We start from the raw sequence: 18,450 nt of genomic DNA, 5'->3' as shown, positions 1-18,450 counted from the left end.
GCGTGCGGGGGCGGACGTCAGTCCAGGTAGCCGCGGAGCTGGTCGGCGTAGGTGTGGTCGCGGAGCTTTCCGAGGGTCTTGGACTCGATCTGGCGTATGCGCTCGCGGGTGACGCCGAAGATCCGGCCGATCTCCTCCAGGGTGCGGGGGCGGCCGTCGTCGAGGCCGTAGCGGAGCTGGACGACCTTGCGCTCGCGCTCGCCGAGGGTGGACAGGACGTCCTCCAGGTGGCGGCGGAGCAGCAGGAAGGCGGCGGACTCGACGGGCGAGGCGGCGTCGCCGTCCTCGATGAGGTCGCCGAGGTCGACGTCCTCCTCCTCGCCGACGGGGGTGTGCAGGGAGACGGGTTCCTGGGCGAGCCGGAGGACCTCCCGGACCCGTTCGGGGGTGAGGTCGAGCTGGTCGGCGACCTCCTCCGCGGTGGGCTCCTGGCCGCGCTCCTGGAGCAGGTGGCGCTGGACCCGGACGACCCGGTTGATGAGTTCGACGACGTGCACGGGGACGCGGATGGTCCGGGCCTGGTCGGCGAGGGCCCGGGACATGGCCTGGCGGATCCACCAGGTGGCGTAGGTGGAGAACTTGTAGCCGCGCGCGTAGTCGAACTTCTCGACGGCCCGGATGAGGCCGAGGTTGCCCTCCTGGACGAGGTCGAGCATGGTCAGGCCGCGGCCGACGTACCGCTTGGCGACGGAGACGACGAGGCGGAGGTTGGCCTCGATGAGCTTCCGTTTGGCGATCCGGCCGAGGACGACGAGCCGGTCGAGGTCGTACGCGAGCTGCGAGTCGAGGTCGGGGGTGCGGGCCAGCTTCTCCTCGGCGAAGAGGCCGGCCTCGACGCGGCGGGCCAGTTCGACCTCCTCCTCGGCGGTGAGGAGGGGGATCCGGCCGATCTCCCGGAGGTACTGGCGGAAGAGGTCGGCGGAGGGGCCGTTGCCGCCGGTGTCACCGGTGGCGCGGCGCCGCTGGGCCGGGACCTCGGGGAGCGGGGGCAGTTCGTCCGGTTCGGTGGTCTGGATCTCGGTCTGCACGGGGGGCGACCTCCAGGAGGGGGCGGAACGGCACCGTCACCCCGCCCAGTGTGGGGTACGACACATCGCCGCCACGAGGGGCGTGCGGTGACTTTTTGCGGCCGGGCCGTGACCGAACGTGCCGCGGGGCGGCTGCGGCCGGGCGGGCCTCAGAGGGCGGCGGCGCCGTGGTTGCGGAGGGACTGCCCGTACTGGGTCAGGACCCACAGCTCGTTCTGCACGGCGGCGTGCCGCTCGGCGTCGCCGTGGGCGCCGAGGCGGGCGAGGGTGCCCTGGACGTCGCGGATGCGCCGGTCGACGGCGCGGAGGCGGACCTGGACCAGCTGGGCGCCGGCGTACACCTCGTCGATGGTCTTGGCGAAGATCGCCTCGACGGCGAGTTCGGTGACGAGGGCGCGGACCGTGTCGTCGGGCGCGGCCTCGCGGACGGCGTCGAGGTAGTCGGCGGGGGCGCCGTCGGCGCCGCCCGCGTCCTGGATGCACTGCCGGACGGCGGCGTAGGGCGGGGCGGTGAACTCGTCGGCGCCGTAGGCGTCGAAGGCCGGGGAGACGAGGGCCGGGTACTGGAGGGCGAGCTTGAGGAGCTCGCGCTCGGTGCGGTGGGCGGGGCTGCGCAGGTTGAGCGCGGGCCCGGCGGGGCCGCTGGGGGCCCGGACGTCGCCGTACGTGCGCTGCTGCCGGCCGTCGCCGCGCTGCGGGCCGCCCTGCTCCTTGCCGCCGCCGCGCTGCCAGCGGGCGATCTGGGCGACCCGGCGGACGACGAACTGGGTGTCGAGGATGCCGACGAGGCCGGCGAGCTGGACGGCGACCTCGTGCTGGGAGGCCACGTTCTTGATCTTGGCGACGACGGGGGCGGCCTCGTCGAGGGCGGCGGCCCGGCCCGCCGGGGTGTCCAGGTCGTACCGGTTCACGATCTGGCGGAGGGCGAACTCGAAGAGCGGGGTGCGGGGCTCGACCAGGTCGGCGACGGCGTCGTCGCCCTTGGCGAGGCGCAGCTCGCAGGGGTCCATGCCGTCGGGGGCGATGGCGATGTAGGTCTCGGCGGCGAACTTCTGGTCGTCCTCGAAGGCGCGCAGGGCGGCCTTCTGGCCGGCGGCGTCGCCGTCGAAGGTGAAGATGACGCGGGCCGAGCCGTTGTCCATCAGGAGGCGGCGGAGGATCTTGATGTGCTCGCCGCCGAAGGCGGTGCCGCAGGTGGCGATGGCGGTGGTGACGCCGGCCAGGTGGCAGGCCATGACGTCGGTGTAGCCCTCGACGACGACGGCCCGGCTGGTCTTGGCGATCTCCTTCTTGGCGAGGTCGACGCCGTAGAGGACCTGGGACTTCTTGTAGACCGGGGTCTCGGGGGTGTTGAGGTACTTGGGGCCGTTGTCGTCCTCGCGCAGGCGGCGGGCGCCGAAGCCGACGATCTCGCCGCCGACGTCCCGGATGGGCCACATGAGGCGGCCGCGGAAGCGGTCGATGGGGCCCCGGCGGCCCTCCTGGGAGAGGCCGGAGACGATCAGTTCCCTGTCGGAGAAGCCCTTGCCGCGCAGGAAGCGGGTGAGGTGGTCCCAGCCGGCCGGGGAGTAGCCGACGCCGAAGTGCTCGGCGGCGGCCTGGTCGAAGCCGCGCTCGGCGAGGAACTTCCGGCCGGTCTCGGCCTCGGGGGAGTCGAGTTGGGCGACGTAGAAGTCGGCGGCGATCTTGTGGGCCTCGATCAGGCGGATGCGCTCGCCGCGCTGGTGGCCGGGGTTGTAGCCGCCCTCCTCGTAGCGGAGGGTGATGCCGGCCTTGGCGGCGAGGCGCTCGACCGTCTCCGAGAAGGAGAGGTGGTCGATCTTCATCACGAAGGCGATGGTGTCGCCGCCCTCCTGGCAGCCGAAGCAGTGGAAGAGTCCCTTGCTGGGGCTGACCTGGAAGGAGGGCGACTTCTCGTCGTGGAAGGGGCAGAGTCCCTTGAGGTTCCCGCCGCCGGCGTTGCGGAGCTGGAGGTACTCGGACACCACGGAGTCGATCGGGACCGCGTCCCGGACCGCCTTCACGTCGTCATCGTTGATCCTGCCTGCCACGCAGGAAAGTGTACGGGGGTCCGGGGGCCGCCCCCCGGGCGTGTCGCCGCCGTGGTCAGGTGAGGCTCTCCAGGGCGACCGAAGGGTCGCAGAGGGCGTCCGGGTCCACGGTGGCCCGGGAGCGGATGAGCTTCTGGATCGGGTCCGTGACGTCCCACACGTTCACGTTCATCCCGGCGATCACCCGGCCGTCCTTGAGCCAGAAGGCGATGAACTCGCGCTTGCCGGTGTCGCCGCGGACGACGACCTGGTCGTAGGAGCCGGGCGGGGCCCAGCCGGAGTACTCCATGCCGAGGTCGTACTGGTCGGTGAAGAAGTAGGGGATCCGGTCGTGGGAGACGTCCTGGCCGAGCATGGCGCGGGCGGCGGCGGGGCCGCCGTTGAGGGCGTTGGCCCAGTGCTCGACGCGGATGCGGTGGTGGAGGAAGGGGTGCTCGAAGGCGGCGACGTCGCCGGCGGCGTAGACGTCGGGGTCGCTGGTGCGCAGGGAGGAGTCGACGGCGATGCCGCCGCCGTCGGCACGGTCGACGAGGGCGAGGCCGGCGTTCTCGGCGAGGGCGGCGCGGGGGGCGGCGCCGACGGCGACGAGGACGGCGTGGGCGGGGTGCTCCTCGCCGTCGTCGGTGCGGACGGCGAGGACCATGCCGTCCTGGCCGGTGATCTCGGTGATGCGGGCGCCGAAGTGGAAGCGGACGCCGTGCTCGGCGTGGAGGTCGGCGAAGAGCTGGCCGAGCTCGGGGCCGAGGACCCGGTGGAGCGGGGTGGGGTCGGCCTCGACCACGGTGACCTCGGCGCCGTAGGTACGGGCGGCGGCGGCGACCTCCAGGCCGATCCAGCCGGCGCCGGCGACGACCAGGTGGCCGTTGTCCCGGCCGAGGGCCTTGAGCTCGTCGCGGAGCCGCTCGGACTCGGGGATCCGGCGCAGCTGGTGGACGCCGGCGAGGCCGGTGCCGGGGACGTCGAGGCGGCGGGGCTCGGCGCCGGTGGCGAGGAGCAGCTTGTCGTAGCGGATGACGGTGCCGTCGCCGAGGCGGACGGTGCGGGCGTCCCGGTCGATGGCGGTGACGGTCTGGCCGAGGTGCAGCTCGACGTCGTGGGCGGCGTACCAGCCGGGTTCGTGGACGAGGGTGGCTTCCCGGTCCTTCTTGCCGAGGAGGTAGCCCTTGGAGAGCGGGGGGCGTTCGTAGGGGTGGTCGCGCTCGTCGCCGATGAGGATCACCCGGCCGTTGAAGCCCTCCGCGCGGAGCGTCTCCGCCGCCTTGGCACCGGCCAGTCCTCCGCCGACGATGACAAAGGTCTGATCTGCGTCGACCACGTTGATTCCTCCTCGTTGCGACCGGTTCTCTACGCTACGCCCCCGGGCCCGGCCCGGGTGGCACCGTCCGGGACCCGGATGCGAGGGTCCCGCACGCCGCCGGAAGGCGAAAGGGGGCGAACGGCGCCCGGGTCGTCTCTTCCCGGGTCTCGCAGGGCGGCGCGGGCCCGGCAGGATCCGGGAGGTGAAGGCCTAGCCCCGGGGGGTGCGCAGGCGGGCGTGGAGGGCGCGGGCGGAGGCGTCGGTGAGGGAGGCGATCTGGTCGACGATCACCCGCTTGCGGGAACGGTCGTCGGGCGCGGCGGCGAAGAGGGCGCGGAACTGCGGTTCGAGTCCGTCGGGGGCGCGGGCGACCAGGGCCTCGGCGAGCTCGGCGACGACGACGCGCTGGTCGGCGCGGAGCGCCTCCTGTTCGGCGCGCTGCATCACGTACCGGTCGGCGACGGCCTTGAGGACGGCGCACTCGTTGCGCGCGGCGCGGGGGACGACCAGTTCGGCGCCGTAGCGGGAGAGGCGGCCCGAGCCGTACGCCTGGCGGGTGGCGCCCTCGGCGGCGAGGCAGAAGCGGCCGATGAGCTGGCTGGTGGCGTCCTTGAGGCGGGCCTGGGCGACGGCGGAGCCGTCGTATCCGTGCGGCCACCAGTCCTGGTCGAGGAGGCGGTCGAGGGCTTCGGCCAGCTCGGCGGGGTCGGTGTCCTCGGGGACGTAGCGGCCGACGGCGACGGCGAAGACGTCGGCGCGCTCGGGCTCGGCGTGGAGGAGGTTGGGGTCGATGTGGCCGGCGTGCAGGCCGTCCTCGAAGTCGTGGACGGAGTAGGCGACGTCGTCGGACCAGTCCATGACCTCGGCCTCGAAGCACTTGCGCTGGTCGGGGGCGCCGCGCCGGATCCACTCGAAGACGGGCAGGTCGTCCTCGTACACCCCGAACTTGGAGGAGCCGGGGTCGGTGGGGTGACCGCCGCGCGGCCAGGGGTACTTGGTGGCGGCGTCGAGGGCGGCGCGGGTGAGGTTGAGGCCGACGCTGACGGGCTCGCCGTCGGCGTCCCTGACGAAGCGCTTGGGCTCGATGCGGGTGAGGAGGCGGAGCGACTGGGCGTTCCCCTCGAAGCCGCCGCAGTCCTTGGCGACGTCGTTGAGCGCCTGTTCGCCGTTGTGCCCGAAGGGCGGGTGGCCCATGTCGTGGGAGAGGCAGGCGGCCTCGACGAGGTCGGGGTCGCAGCCGAGGGCGGCGCCGAGCTCGCGGCCGACCTGGGCGCACTCCAGGGAGTGGGTGAGCCGGGTGCGGGGAGTGGCGTCCCAGGCGTATCCGCGGGTGCCGGGGGTGACCACCTGGGTCTTCCCGGCGAGCCGGCGCAGGGCCGCGGAGTGGAGCACGCGGGCGCGGTCGCGCTGGAAGGCGGTGCGGCCGGGCCGCTTGTCGGGCTCGGTCGCCCAGCGCTCGGTCGCGGTCGGGTCGTACCCGGGGGTCTCGCTGGTGCCGTCGTAGCCTGCCATGTCTCGACGGTAACCGGACGCGCCGACAAAAGGGGTCAGATGGCGGCGAGTTCCCGCGCGGGGGTGGTGGGGCGGCCGGTGCGGGCCCGGTCGTAGCGGTGCAGGACGAGACGGGCGAGGGCGGGGTGGGCGCCGAGCGGGTCGGCGGCGATCCAGGGGGCGTGGGCGGCCGCGCGGGCGGCGAAGAGGCCGGGGGCGGTGAAGCAGGAGGCGACGGCGACCCGGTGGCGGCCCCGGGCGGCGAGCGCGGCGACGGCCTCGGGGACGGTGGGGGCGGCGGCCGAGGTGTGGGCGGAGATCACGGGGACGGGCGCGCCGGGGGTGCCGAGGCGTTCGCCGAGGTCGGCGGCGATCCGGCGGAGGGTGGCGGCGGAGCGGGGGTCGCGGGAGCCGGCGGAGGCGAGGACGACGCCGGTGGCGGCGGAGGCGGAGTCGGCGGGGGTCCAGCCGGCCTCGGCGAGCCGGCCGGCGAGGGCCTCGACGAGGAGGGGGTGCGGGCCGAGCGGGTCGGCGACGCGGGCGCGCAGGCCGGGGACGGCGGCGAGCGCGGCGGGCAGGTCGTGGGTGACGTGGTGGCCGGGGGCCAGCAGGAGGGGGACGAGAACGGCGCCGGCACCGGTTCCGGCCTCGTGCTCCTCGGCGGCGAGGCCGGCCAGGGTCTCGTCGAGGAGCGGCGCGTTCAGTTCGATGTGGGCGAGGCGGACGTCGAGTCCGGGGCGCAGCTCGCGGACCCGGGTGAGGAGCCGGGCGAGGGCGGCACGCGCGCGGGGGTCGCGGCTGCCGTGTCCGACGGCCACGAGGACGGGGGCGGTGGTGGCGGGAAGGGCGGGGCGGTGGCTGGGGGACGGTGCGGACGGCTGCATGATCGGGGTACCTCCTGCTCGGGCTTCCCCGCCGGGGCGCCGTACGGACGCACCTGGCGGAGCTGGAGTCCGAGCTGCCGCGCGATCCGCCCCAGCAGGGCGGCGGCGTCCGCGAACGTGCTGTCCGGCTCCGTCATGGACCGATCCTGACGGGGGCAGGTTGCCTGCCCGTTGCACGGCGGTCACGGCTCCTTTCCGGGCCGGCACGCGGGTGTTTCGCCGGGCTCACGCGCGCGTGGCGGCGGATGTCAGGCCCGCGCCGCGCACGGGAGGGCCGGGGCCCCGGGCCCGTGCCGCGCGGGCGGACCGGGCGTCGGGCCCGTGCCGCGCGCGTGAGCGCGGGGTGTCAGGCGGCGAGCCAGACGCGGAGCGGGCCGAGGGGCCGGAATCCGGCGGCGAGCGCGGGGGCGAGGTCGTCGCCGGACTCGTAGCCGACGACCGGAAGGGCGGGGTCGGCGGCGGCGAGGACGGCGGGCCAGACGGCGGCGGGATCGGTGCCGTCGGCGGCGAAGAGGTCGGAGACTCCGGTGACGCCCGCGGCGACGGAGAGGACGGCGCCGCCGAGGACCGTCCCGCCGGGACCGGGGACGGCGAGGACGGTGACGGCCGGGTCGTCGAGGAGGGCCGGGCGGAAGAGCCCGGCCTCGTCGGCGTCGCCGCCGCTCCAGGCGTGCGCCCAGGCGGCGAGCGCCTCGGGGGTGCGCACGGGGGCGGCCGGCGCGGCACCGGCGCCGGCACCGGCGGGGCGGCCGATCCAGGTGGCGTCGAAGAGCGGCCGGAAGCCCTCGGGGGCGAGGTCGAGGCGGGCGTAGGAGTCCTTCACGGAGGCTCCGGGCGCGGTCCGGTCGATGCCGGCGACGACGTCGGCGGCGGTCGCGTCGCCGGTGAGGGAGACGGCGTCCGGGTAGTAGAGCGGGGTGCGGCGGGGGCTCGTCCAGGCCCGGGGGCCGGTGGTGGTGGCCAGGCCGTGGGCCCGGCACATGCCCGCGCACCACTCGGCGTTGTTCCGTACGGCGGCGGTCAGCAGTTCGTCGTTGATCACCGACGGATCGTACGGAGTGCGCACCCCTCCCCTCCCCCCTTTTTTCATTCCGAATCACGGAATATCTTTTCCACTATGAGAATGTCCCCCGCGTCGCTCCCCCGACGCGCCGCCGCCGAGTTCACCGGCACCGCCGCCCTCGTCGCCGTGATCGTCGGCTCCGGCCTCCGCGCCGACTCCCTCAGCCAGGACGTCGGGGTCCGGCTGCTCGCCAACGCCGCCGCCTCCGCCCTGGGCCTCGGGCTGCTCATCGCGCTCCTCGGTCCGCTCTCCGGCGCCCACTTCAACCCCGTCGTCACCCTCTCCGAGTGGTGGTCCCGCCGCCGCGACCCGCGAAGCGGCCGCGCGGTCCTCGCCTACGTCACCGCCCAGGTGGCCGGCGCGGTCACCGGCGCGGTCCTCGCCGAGGCGATGTTCGGCCGCGCGCCCGGCTCCTGGTCCACCGAGCCGCGCGCCGCCCTCCACCTGCTGCTCGGCGAGGCGATCGCCACCGCCGGGCTCGTCCTCGTCGTCCAGGGCCTGCGGCACATCGGCCGCCCCCAGCTGACCCCCGTCGCGGTCGCCGGCTACATCGGCGCGGCGATCTGGTTCACCTCCTCCGGCTCCTTCGCCAACCCGGCGGCCACCGTCGGCCGCTCCCTCACCGACTCCTTCACCGGCATCGCCCCCGCCTCGGTGCCCTCCTACGCCGCCGCCCAGCTCCTCGGGATGCTCCTCGGCATGGGCGTGGCGGGTGTGCTGTACGGCACGGATCGGGCCGCGGCCGAACCAAAGCCGGCGGCGGCGCGTCGGACGGGGTGACAGCCCGTCCCCGACCCCCGGAGGCCCGCGATGCAGGTCCGGCTCCCCCGCACCGTCCGGGCCCGCCGCCGCGCCGTCCAGGCCGTCATGGCGGCCGCGGTCCTCGCCCTGCTCCCCGCGGCCTGGATGCACACCGCCGCCGCCGGCAGGCTGCGGACCACCGCCGACGTGCCCGCCCGGGACGTCGCCGTGGTCTTCGGCGCCGGGCTCCGGGAGGGGCGGCCGACGCCGTACCTCGCCCACCGGCTCGACACCGCCGCCGAGCTGTACCGCACCGGCAAGGTGAAGGTCCTCCTCGTCACCGGCGACAACAGCAGGACCGAGTACGACGAGCCGGGCGCCATGCGCGCCTACCTCGCCGAGCGCGGCGTCCCCGACGACCGGGTCGTCGGGGACCACGCCGGCTTCGACACCTGGGACAGCTGCGTGCGGGCCCGTGAGGTCTTCGGCGTCGACCGGGCCGTCCTCGTCACCCAGGACTTCCACGTCAAGCGGGCCGTGGCCCTCTGCGAGCGGGCCGGCGTCTCCTCGTACGGCGTCGGCGTCGCCGAGCCGAAGGACGTCACCTGGTACTACGGCACCACCCGCGAGCTCTTCGCCGCCGGCAAGGCCGCCCTCGACGCGGCCCTCCGGCCCGACCCCCGCTTCCTCGGCCCCCGCGAGACCGGCGTCACCGAGGCCCTGGCCTCACCTCCGGGGGCCGCCCGGCCTGAGGGGAGAGCCCCGCGCCCGTAATCCGGGACGCGCTCGCGCGTAACACGCCCGACGCACCCTGGAACGCATGTCCGACGCCACCGCGGTCCCCACCCACTGCCCCTACTGCGCCCTGCAGTGCGGCATGCGGCTCCGCCCGACCGGCACGGCGGAGTCGCCCGCCGAGGTGGTCGAGCGGACCGACTTCCCGGTCAACCGGGGCGCCCTGTGCGGCAAGGGCCGCACCGCCCCCTCCGTACTCTCCTCCCGGGTCAGGCTCACCGAGCCCCTGGTCCGCCGCCCTGACACCGGGGCGCTCGCACCGGCCTCCTGGGAGGAGGCCCTCTCCGCCGTCGCCGAGGGGCTTCGCCGGACCCGCGCCGACCACGGCCCCGATGCCGTGGGGGTCTTCGGCGGCGGCGGACTCACCAACGAGAAGGCGTACACGCTCGGCAAGTTCGCCCGGCTCGTCCTCGCCACCTCGCAGATCGACTACAACGGGCGCTTCTGCATGTCCTCGGCGGCCGCCGCCCACCAGCGGGCCTTCGGCCTCGACCGGGGCCTGCCCTTCCCGCTGGAGGACATCCCGCGGACGGGCTGCGTGATCCTCGTCGGCTCCAACCTGGCCGAGACCATGCCGCCGGCCCTGCGCTACCTCACCGAGCTGCGGGAGAACGGCGGAAAGCTGATCGTCGTCGACCCGCGCCGCACCCGCACCGCCGAACAGGCCGACCTCCACCTCGCCCCCCGCCCCGGCACCGACCTCGCGCTCGCCCTCGGCCTGCTCCACCTGATCGTCGCCGAGGGCCGCGTCGACGAGGAGTTCGTCGCGGAGCGCACCACCGGCTGGGAGGCCGCCCGGGCCGGGGCCATGGCCCACTGGCCCGAGCACGTCGAGCGGATCACCGGCGTCCCGGTGCCGCTGCTGCGCGAGGCGGTCGCGCTCTTCTGCGACGCCGGCGACTCCATGGTCCTCACCGCCCGCGGCCCCGAGCAGCAGTCCAAGGGCACCGACACCGTCGGCGCCTGGATCAACCTCTGCCTCGCCACCGGGCGGGCCGGCCGGCCGCTCTCCGGCTACGGCTGCCTCACCGGCCAGGGCAACGGCCAGGGCGGCCGCGAGCACGGCCAGAAGGCCGACCAGCTGCCCGGCTACCGCAAGCTCGACGACCCCGCGGCCCGCGCCCACGTCGCCGGGGTGTGGGGAGTCCCCCCGGAGTCGCTGCCGGGACCGGGGCGCAGCGCCTACGAACTCCTCGACGCGCTGGGCGGCGAGGTCCGGTCGCTGCTCCTGATGGGCTCCAACCCGGTCGTCTCCGCGCCGCACGCGGCCCACGTCGAGGAGCGGCTGCGCTCGCTCGACTTCCTCGCCGTCGCCGACGTGGTGCTCTCCGAGACCGCCGCCCTCGCCGACGTCGTCCTCCCGGTGACCCAGTGGGCCGAGGAGACCGGCACGATGACCAACCTGGAGGGCAGGGTGCTGCTGCGCCGCCGCGCCCTCACCCCGCCGGCCGGGGTCCGCACCGACCTGGAGGTGCTGCACGCGCTCGCCGGGCTGCTCGGCTGGGAGAAGGGCTTCCCGACCGACCCGGAGGAGGTCTTCGACGAGCTGCGCCGCGCCTCGGCGGGCGGCCCCGCCGACTACTCCGGCATCAGCTACCGGCGGATCGAGGAGGAGCAGGGGGTCTTCTGGCCCTGCCCCGGGACCGGTGCCGGGGAGGACGACCACGCGGGCACGCCCCGGCTCTTCCTGGACCGCTTCGCGACCGCCGACGGGCGGGCCCGCTTCGTGCCGGTGACGCACCGGCCGTCCGCCGAGGAGACCGACGCGGACTACCCGGTGGTGCTCACCACCGGCCGGGTCGTCTCCCAGTACCAGTCCGGGGCGCAGACCCGGCGGGTGGCGGAGCTGAACGCCGCGGCGCCCGGGCCCTTCGTCGAGCTCCACCCGCGCCTGGCGGAACGCCTCGGGGTCGCCGAGGGCGAGCCGGTCGCGGTGGTCTCGCGGCGCGGGCGGGCGGTGGCGCCGGCCCGGATCACCGGCGCGATCCGCCCGGACACCGTCTTCATGCCCTTCCACTGGTACGGGGAGGGCCGGGCGAACACCCTGGTGAACCCGGCCCTCGACCCGGTCTCCCGGATGCCCGAGTTCAAGGTGTGCGCGGTGCGTCTGGAGCGTGGCTGAACCAGTCGCCGGAGGCGATGAGCGGGCCGACGGCGGTCCCGGGGGCGGCGAGGTAGACCCAGGCCCGGACGGTGGCGCCGTCGCCGGTGCGGACCGCGTCGACCGCCACCCGCTCGTACCCGGCCCCGGACTCCAGCCGGTCGAGGGCGTCGAGGAGCGCCGCGTACGCCTCGGGGAGGGGGGTCACCAGGCTGCCGCGGACCGTGCCCCCGCCGCGGACGGCGTACGGGTAGCCGGGGCCGTCGTGCAGGAGCGCGCCCGTCAGGAGGGCGTCCTCCTCGGTGGCGGTGCGGCCGAGGAGGAGCCGGTCGTGATGGCGCGCGCCGGGGCGGAGCGTGCCGTAGACGAAGAATGGCAGGGTCACGCGGTGCCGACCTCGGTTTCCAGCCATTCCAGGTAGGCGGCGGAGCCGCGGACGACCGGGGTGGCGAGGAGCTCCGGGGTCTCGTAGTCGTGCGCGGCGAGGAGGTGGGTCTCCAGGGCGGCGTACCGGCCCTCGGTGGTCTTGAGGTCGACCCGCCACTCCTCCGCGGTCTCCACGGCCGACTTCCAGTGGTAGACGGAGGTGACGGGGCCGGAGACCTGCGCGCAGGCCGCGAGCCGGGCCTCGACGGCGCCGCGCGCGAGCGCCTCCGCCTTGGCCCGGCTGTCGGTGGTGGTGGTCACGGCGAGGACGGTGGGGGCGCTGGGAGTGGTGGTCACGCCCTCACCGTACTGATCCGTCACCCGGCCGCGAACTGGGCCTGGTACAGGCGGGCGTACGCGCCGCCGGCGGCGAGCAGCTCCTCGTGGCCGCCCTGTTCGGCGATGCCTCCGCCGTCCAGGACGACGATGGTGTCGGCGTCGCGGACCGTGGAGAGCCGGTGGGCGACGACGAAGCTGGTGCGGCCGGAGCGGAGGGCCGACATCGCCCGCTGGACGTGGCGTTCGGTGCGGGTGTCGACGGAGCTGGTGGCCTCGTCGAGGACGAGGACCACGGGGTCGGAGAGGAAGGCCCGGGCGAGGGTGATCAGCTGGCGTTCGCCGGCGCTGAGGCCGTTGCCGTCCTCGTCGAGGAGGGTGTCGTAGCCGTCGGGCAGGGTGCGGACGAAGCGGTCGGCGCGGGCGGCCTCGGCGGCGGCGACGATCCGCTCGCGGGAGACCTCGCCGGGGACCCCGTAGGCGATGTTCTCGGCGATGGTGCCGCCGAAGAGCCAGGTGTCCTGGAGGACCATGCCGATGTGGGAGCGGAGCTCCTCCCGGCTCATGGCGGCGGTGTCGGTGCCGTCGAGGGTGATCCGGCCGCCGGTCGGCTCGTGGAACCGCAGCAGGAGGTCGACCAGGGTGGTCTTGCCGGCGCCGGTGGGGCCGACGACGGCGACCGTGCGGCCGGGTTCGACGGTGAGGGAGAGGTCCTCGACGAGCGGCCGGTCCGGCACGTGGCGGAAGGAGACGTGCTCGAAGGAGACCCGGCCGCGCGGCCCGGCGGGCCGCTCGGGGCGCTGCGGGTCGGGGCGCTCCTCCTCGGCGTCGAGGAGGTCGAAGACCCGCTCGGCGGAGGCGACGCCGGACTGGAGCGGGCCGGTCATGGCGGCGAGCTGGTTGACCGGCCCGTTGAACTCGTAGGAGTACTGCACGAAGGCCTGGACGTCGCCGATGCTCAGCGTGCCGCTCGCCACCCGCAGGCCGCCGAGGACGGCGATCAGCACGTAGGTGAGGTTGCCGACGAGGGTGACGGCGGGCTGGACGAGCCCGGAGACGGTCTGGGCCCGCAGGCCCGCCCGGTACAGCTCCTCGCCGAGCGCGTCGAAGCGGCGGACCGCCTCGTCGCGGCGCCCGAAGGCGGCGACCTCGGTGTGACCGGTGATCATCTCCTCGGCGTGGCCGCCGAGCCGGCCGGTCACCGCCCACTGCCGGGCGAACTGGGGCTGGGAGCGGCGGCCGACGAGGGCGGCGAGGCCGAGCGAGAGGGGGACGAGGGCGAGCGCGACGAGGGCGAGCGCCGGGGAGATCCAGAACATCATGGCGACGACGCCGACCAGGGTGAGCAGGGCGCGGACCGTCTGGCTGAGGGCCTGCTGGAGGGTCTGGGTGACGTTGTCGATGTCGTTGGTGGTGCGGGAGAGGACCTCGCCCCGGGGCTGCCCGTCGAGGTACGCGAGCGGCAGCCGGGCCAGTTTGGCCTGGGCCCGGGCGCGCATCCGGTGGCCGGCCCGCTGGACCACGGTGGTGGCGAGCCGCTGCTGGACCCAGGTGAACAGGGCGCCGCCGGCGACGACCGCCGCGGAGAGGGCGAGGTAGCGGCCCACGGCCGGATGGTCGACGCCGCCCGGGCCGGTGGCACCGCGGATGACGAGGTCGGTGGCGCGGCCGAGGAGCAGCGGGCTGAGGACGGAGAGGCCGACCGCGGTGACGCCGGCGGCGAGGACGCCGGCGAGCCGGATCCGGTCGGCGGCGAGCTCCCCCAGCAGGCGGAGGGCGGAGGCGCGGAAGCGCACCGAGCGCTCCGGGGCGGGACCGCCGGCCGGGCCGGGGAGCCGCTCCCGGGCGGCGGGGCCGCGGCGGGCGGGCGCGGCGGGCCGGGAGGCGTCGGAAGGGGCGGGCGGGGAGGAGGCGGGGGTCGAGCGGGGGGTGGCGGCGGTGCTCATGCGGCCGCCTCCTCTTCGGTCGGCTGGGAGCGGACGATCTCGCGGTAGGCGGGGCTGGTCCTCAGGAGCTCCTCGTGGGTGCCGGAGCCGACGACCCGGCCCCGGTCGAGGACGACGATCCGGTCGGCGTGGCGGATGGTGGAGACGCGCTGGGCGACGAGGACGACGGTGGCGTCGGCGGTCTCCCGGCGGAGGGCGGCGCGGAGCCGGGCGTCGGTGGCGTTGTCGAGGGCGGAGAAGGAGTCGTCGAAGAGGTAGACGCGGGGCCGGGCGACGAGGACCCGGGCGATGGCGAGGCGCTGGCGCTGCCCCCCGGAGAGGTTGGCGCCGCCCTGGGTGACGGGCGCGTCCAGGCCGCCGTCGAGGCCCCGCACGAAGTCGGCGGCCTGGGCGACCTCCAGGGCGTGCCACAGCTCGTCGTCGGTCGCGCCGGGCCGGCCGTAGCGCAGGTTGGAGGCGACGGTGCCGGAGAACAGGTAGGGCTTCTGGGGGACGAGGCCGACGGTCCCGGCGCGCAGCGCCGGATCGAGCCGGCGCACGTCCACTCCGTCGACGCGGACCTCTCCGCCGGTGGCGTCGAGGAGGCGGGGCACCAGGGCGAGGAGGGTGGACTTGCCGGAGCCGGTGGAGCCGATGACGGCGGTCGTGGTGCCGGGGCCGGCGGTGAGGGTGACGCCGCCGAGGACGGGTTCCTCGGCGCCGGGGTGGCGGAAGGAGACGTCGCGCAGGTCGAGGCGGCCGGCGCCGTCGAGGACGGTGACCGGGTCGGCGGGGACGGTGGCGGCGGGGACGGTGTCGAGGAGTTCGCGGACGCGGGCGGCGCCCGCCTCGGCCCGGGGCAGGTGCATGAGGAGGAAGAGGGCCATCATCACGGACATGGCGGTCTGGAGGAGGTAGCCGAGGAAGGCGACGAGCCCGCCGGGCTGGAGGGCGCCGGCCTCGATGCGGTGGGCGCCGCCCCAGATGAGGGCGAGGGTGGTGGCCTCCCAGACGACCAGGACGACGGGGAACATGACGGCCTGGAGCCGGCCGGCCCGCAGGCCGACGTCGAGGAGCCCGTCGTTGGCGGCGGCGAACCGTTCCCGCTCGTGCCGGTCGCGGACGAAGGCGCGGACCACCCGGACGCCGGTGATCTGCTCGCGCAGCACCCGGGTGACGTGGTCGAGGCGGCTCTGCATGCCGTGGAAGTGGGGCCGCATGCGCAGCACGACGGTGCCGACGGCCCCGGTCATGACGGGGACGAAGAGGAGGAGGACGAGGGCGAGCGGCACGTCCTGGCGCAGGGCCATGGCGAGCCCCCCGACGCAGAGCAGCGGGGCGGCGACGAGCAGGGTGAGGACGAGGACGGCGAAGGTCTGCACCTGCTGGACGTCGTTGGTGGCGCGGGTGATGAGGGAGGCGGTGCCGAAGCGGCCCCGCTCCCGGGCGGACAGGTCCTGGATCCGGCGGAAGACCTCGGAGCGCAGGTCCCGGCCGACGGCGAGGGCGATCCGGGCGGCGGTCCAGGTGACGGCGGCGGCCGCGGCGGCCTGGAGGAGGGTGACGGCGGCCATGGCGGCGCCGCCGGAGAGCACGCGGCCGGTGTCGCCGCGCAGGACGCCCTCGTCGATGACGCCCGCGTTGAGGGCGGGCAGGGCGAGGGAGGCGAGGGTCTGGGCGAGCTGGAGCAGGACGAGTAAGGCGAGCGGGGCGCGGTGCGGGCGCAGGCGCCCGGCGAGGAGCCGGAGCAGGGTCATGGCGGATCCTCAGGTCCCGTAGGGGCGGACGGCCTTGGCGTCCTTGAGGGCGCGGCCCCACCAGGCGAGCTGGTCGAGCATCAGCTTGGCTCCGGCCTCCGGTCCGGCCGGGTCCCGGAAGGCCCCGTCCTCGCCGAAGAGGCCCTGGGCGTTGGGCAGGACGACGCCGTCGCGGACGGTGACGGCGTGCATCTCGGCGTAGACCTGACGGAGCTGCTCGACGGCCCGGATGCCGCCGGAGATGCCGCCGTAGGAGACGAAGCCGACGGGCTTGGCGCGCCACTCGGTGTAGTGGCGGTCGATGAGGTTCTTGAGGGAGGCCGGGAAGGAGTGGTTGTACTCGGGGGTGAGGACGACGTAGGCGTCGGCGGCCTCCAGGACGGGGGTGACGCGGGCCAGTTCGGCGCGGACGCCGGGGTCGGGGTCGTAGGAGAGGGCGGTGGGCAGGCGGATCTCGGCGAGGTCGACGACGGTGAGCGCGAAGTCGGGGCGCTCGGCGACCCGGCCGCGGAACCAGTCGGCGACGACGGGGGCGAAGCGGCCTTCCCGGTCGCTGGCGACGACGAGGGCGAGGGTCAGGGGGGCGGCGGCCCGCGCGGCGGCGGAGTTCGTGGTGTCCATGCGGATGATCGTGGTACCTCAAGTTTGGTTGAGGTCAAGCGCGGTTCCGAAGGGTTCTCCGGGAGCGGGTCCCCGGGCCCCTCCGACTACCGTGGGCCCATGACGACCCCGCCCGCCCCCTCCCCCGTCCACGTCGAGGTCGACGGCGTCCCGGCCGCCGGTCCCGGAGTCCTCGCCGCCGTGATGGGCGGGTACGGGCACTTCACCGCGATGCAGGTGCGGGGCGGCCGGGTGAAGGGCCTCGGTCTGCACCTCGACCGCCTCGACCGGGCCACCCGCGAGCTGTTCGGGCGCCCCCTGCCCGGGGAGCGGGTCCGGGAGCTCCTCGCGCGGGCCGTCGCGTCCTCGGGCCGGCGGGACTCCTCGGCACGGGTGTACGCGTACGGGGACGGGCCCCGGGTCCTGGTCGCGGTCACCGTCCGCGAGGCCGCCCCCGACGGTCCCGGCGCCCCGCAGCGCCTGACGGCCGTCGACTACCTGCGCCCGGCGGCGCACCTCAAGCACCTGGGCGGCTTCGCGCAGAGGTACCACGGCGACGCGGCGCGCCGGGCCGGCTTCGACGAGGCGCTGCTGACCTCCCCCGCGGGCGAGGTCGCCGAGGCCGCCGTCTCCAACATCGCCTTCTGGGACGGCACTTCGGTGGTGTGGCCGACCGCGCCGCATCTCACCGGGATCACGATGGCACTGCTCGCGCCCCGGCTGCCGTCGGCGCACCGCGCGGTCGGCCTGGCCGAACTCCCCTCCTTCCGGGCCGCCTTCACCGCCAACGCGCGCACCATCGCGCCGGTGACCGGCATCGACGGGGTGACGTACCCGGTGGACGAGGAGCTGATGGCGCGGGTGGCCGGCACCTACGCGGGGGTTCCGGGCGAGGAGATCGCTTCCGGGGACGCGGACGGATCCGCCCGCTAGCCTGCGCCCATGGTTTTCAAGAGGCTTTTCGGCGGCGGCATCCCGCTCGAAGTGGACACGATCATCGAGCCCGGCCCGGTGCGGCCGGGCGGCCTGCTGCGCGGGGAGGTGGTGGTGCGGGCACCCGAGCGCGACCTGGAGATCGAGTCCATACAGCTCCGGCTCGTGGCGAACGCGCCGCTGTTCCACAAGGGCGACGGCGACGGCCAGGGCAGCGGCGACACGATCGGACGCCCCAGCGTCAGAGGCTGGTTCGAGATCGGGAAGGGCCAGGAGAAGCGCGTCCCGCTCACGTTCCGCCTGGGCTGGGAGACCCCGGTCAACGACCTGCGCGGGCAGGACCTCGGGGTCGTCATCGGCATCAGCACCGAGGTCGACGCCGCCGGGGTCAAGGCGCAGACGGACATGGACCCGGTGCGGATCGAGGCGCTGCCGCTGCACGAGGCGGTCCTGGACGCGTTCGTGGCGGAGGGGTACGCGGTCGACGGGGCACAGGTCCACGGGACGACGATCCCCGACGTCGAACGGCACCTCTACGCGTGGCAGGGCTTCCGGCTCACCCGGCCGGAGGCGACGGAGGACCGGCTGCGGGAGGTGGAGCTGACCTTCCACACCAACGCGGTGGGCAGCGAGATCTTCCTGCGGAAGTACGCCACCGGGAAGTACTGGGAGAACAAGCCGCCGGCCCTGCGGTACGTGGCCGCCCACCACGAGGTCGGCGCCCGCGACTTCACGGCGGACGCCCGGCAGTGGCTCGGCGAACTGACGGTCCTGAAGCGCACGGGGCGCGACGAGGACTGACCCCCGCCGCGCCCCCGCGCCCCGGGCCCGCGGGGGCGCGGGGGCGCACCCCCGTGACCCCGCGGAGACCCGCGGGGCGCCGGGCCGCGGGCCCCTGGAAGGCTCGTCCCCGGGGCCCGCGGGCCCCGGGCCCACCCCTCCCGCCCGTCCCGCCCCGTCCCGCTCACCCGTTCGGCACGACGTGGTGACCGACGACTCGAAACCCGCTCCGAGCTGCACAAACGCCCGGATTCCAGTCGACGCGCCGTATCGGACGGCGCAATCCTGATGCCCCATCAGCA

Annotated in this window: 16 protein-coding genes; 5 read left to right on the top strand and 11 right to left on the bottom strand. The window is 75.3% G+C overall.

Going from position 1 to position 18,450, the window contains the following annotated elements; genetic code table 11:
* Positions 1–17: 17 nt before the first annotated feature.
* The 6 genes from IE287_RS05555 to IE287_RS05530 form a co-directional block, all read right to left on the bottom strand.
* On the bottom strand, positions 18–1,028 hold the full coding sequence (locus IE287_RS05555; RefSeq protein ID WP_229883285.1) for an RNA polymerase sigma factor: 1,011 nt from the start codon (positions 1,026–1,028) through the stop codon (positions 18–20).
* 149 nt (positions 1,029–1,177) lie between these two features.
* On the bottom strand, positions 1,178–3,079 hold the full coding sequence (gene dnaG, locus IE287_RS05550) for a DNA primase (protein WP_189847723.1): 1,902 nt from the start codon (positions 3,077–3,079) through the stop codon (positions 1,178–1,180).
* Between the two features lie 55 nt (positions 3,080–3,134).
* Positions 3,135–4,394 carry an NAD(P)/FAD-dependent oxidoreductase gene (locus IE287_RS05545; protein ID WP_189847722.1) on the bottom strand — a complete coding sequence of 420 codons (1,260 nt, stop codon included), beginning with the start codon at positions 4,392–4,394 and terminating at the stop codon, positions 3,135–3,137.
* A gap of 192 nt (positions 4,395–4,586) precedes the next feature.
* Positions 4,587–5,888, bottom strand: a complete 1,302-nt coding sequence (locus IE287_RS05540) for a deoxyguanosinetriphosphate triphosphohydrolase (protein ID WP_189847721.1) — start codon at positions 5,886–5,888, stop codon at positions 4,587–4,589.
* Between the two features lie 35 nt (positions 5,889–5,923).
* Positions 5,924–6,751 (bottom strand): sirohydrochlorin chelatase, encoded by an 828-nt coding sequence (locus IE287_RS05535; protein WP_189847720.1) that lies wholly within the window; start codon positions 6,749–6,751, stop codon positions 5,924–5,926.
* Positions 6,752–7,097: 346 nt separating this feature from the next.
* Complete coding sequence (locus IE287_RS05530) at positions 7,098–7,793, bottom strand: hypothetical protein (protein ID WP_373307807.1); 696 nt, start codon at positions 7,791–7,793, stop codon at positions 7,098–7,100.
* Between the two features lie 75 nt (positions 7,794–7,868).
* Between IE287_RS05530 and IE287_RS05525 the strand changes: the two genes are divergently transcribed.
* Genes IE287_RS05525 through IE287_RS05515 form a run of 3 tightly spaced genes read left to right on the top strand, consistent with a single transcriptional unit; the run spans position 7,869 to position 11,472 of the window.
* On the top strand, positions 7,869–8,594 hold the full coding sequence (locus tag IE287_RS05525) for an aquaporin (RefSeq protein ID WP_189847719.1): 726 nt from the start codon (positions 7,869–7,871) through the stop codon (positions 8,592–8,594).
* 30 nt (positions 8,595–8,624) lie between these two features.
* The gene (locus tag IE287_RS05520) at positions 8,625–9,329 is read left to right on the top strand and encodes a SanA/YdcF family protein (protein WP_189847718.1); all 705 of its coding nucleotides are present in this window, start codon (positions 8,625–8,627) and stop codon (positions 9,327–9,329) included.
* 46 nt (positions 9,330–9,375) lie between these two features.
* Positions 9,376–11,472, top strand: coding sequence for a molybdopterin oxidoreductase family protein (locus tag IE287_RS05515; RefSeq protein WP_189847717.1), 2,097 nt, complete (start codon positions 9,376–9,378; stop codon positions 11,470–11,472).
* Here the strand turns inward: IE287_RS05515 and IE287_RS05510 are convergent.
* From IE287_RS05510 to IE287_RS05490, 5 genes are read right to left on the bottom strand one after another with little or no spacing between them, the layout of a single operon-like run.
* Complete coding sequence (locus IE287_RS05510) at positions 11,438–11,836, bottom strand: gamma-glutamylcyclotransferase family protein (RefSeq protein ID WP_229883284.1); 399 nt, start codon at positions 11,834–11,836, stop codon at positions 11,438–11,440. The genes IE287_RS05515 and IE287_RS05510 overlap by 35 nt on opposite strands.
* Positions 11,833–12,174 carry a divalent-cation tolerance protein CutA gene (gene cutA, locus IE287_RS05505; RefSeq protein WP_189847715.1) on the bottom strand — a complete coding sequence of 114 codons (342 nt, stop codon included), beginning with the start codon at positions 12,172–12,174 and terminating at the stop codon, positions 11,833–11,835. The genes IE287_RS05510 and cutA overlap by 4 nt, the downstream gene beginning before the upstream one ends.
* A gap of 20 nt (positions 12,175–12,194) precedes the next feature.
* Positions 12,195–14,099 (bottom strand): ABC transporter ATP-binding protein, encoded by a 1,905-nt coding sequence (locus IE287_RS05500; RefSeq protein WP_189847714.1) that lies wholly within the window; start codon positions 14,097–14,099, stop codon positions 12,195–12,197.
* Positions 14,096–15,835 carry an ABC transporter ATP-binding protein gene (locus tag IE287_RS05495; RefSeq protein WP_189847713.1) on the bottom strand — a complete coding sequence of 580 codons (1,740 nt, stop codon included), beginning with the start codon at positions 15,833–15,835 and terminating at the stop codon, positions 14,096–14,098. Before IE287_RS05495 ends, IE287_RS05500 begins: the two co-directional genes overlap by 4 nt.
* A gap of 9 nt (positions 15,836–15,844) precedes the next feature.
* Complete coding sequence (locus IE287_RS05490) at positions 15,845–16,456, bottom strand: NADPH-dependent FMN reductase (protein ID WP_189847712.1); 612 nt, start codon at positions 16,454–16,456, stop codon at positions 15,845–15,847.
* Positions 16,457–16,555: 99 nt separating this feature from the next.
* Between IE287_RS05490 and IE287_RS05485 the strand changes: the two genes are divergently transcribed.
* Complete coding sequence (locus IE287_RS05485; protein ID WP_189847711.1) at positions 16,556–17,368, top strand: aminotransferase class IV; 813 nt, start codon at positions 16,556–16,558, stop codon at positions 17,366–17,368.
* A gap of 9 nt (positions 17,369–17,377) precedes the next feature.
* On the top strand, positions 17,378–18,169 hold the full coding sequence (locus IE287_RS05480) for a sporulation protein (protein WP_189847710.1): 792 nt from the start codon (positions 17,378–17,380) through the stop codon (positions 18,167–18,169).
* Positions 18,170–18,450 lie beyond the last annotated feature (281 nt).

The organism is Streptomyces omiyaensis, from assembly GCF_014650895.1.
Lineage (GTDB): Bacteria > Actinomycetota > Actinomycetes > Streptomycetales > Streptomycetaceae > Streptomyces > Streptomyces omiyaensis.
The sequence above is the reverse complement of the archived record's forward strand: the minus strand, read 5'-3'. Positions and strand labels throughout refer to the sequence as shown.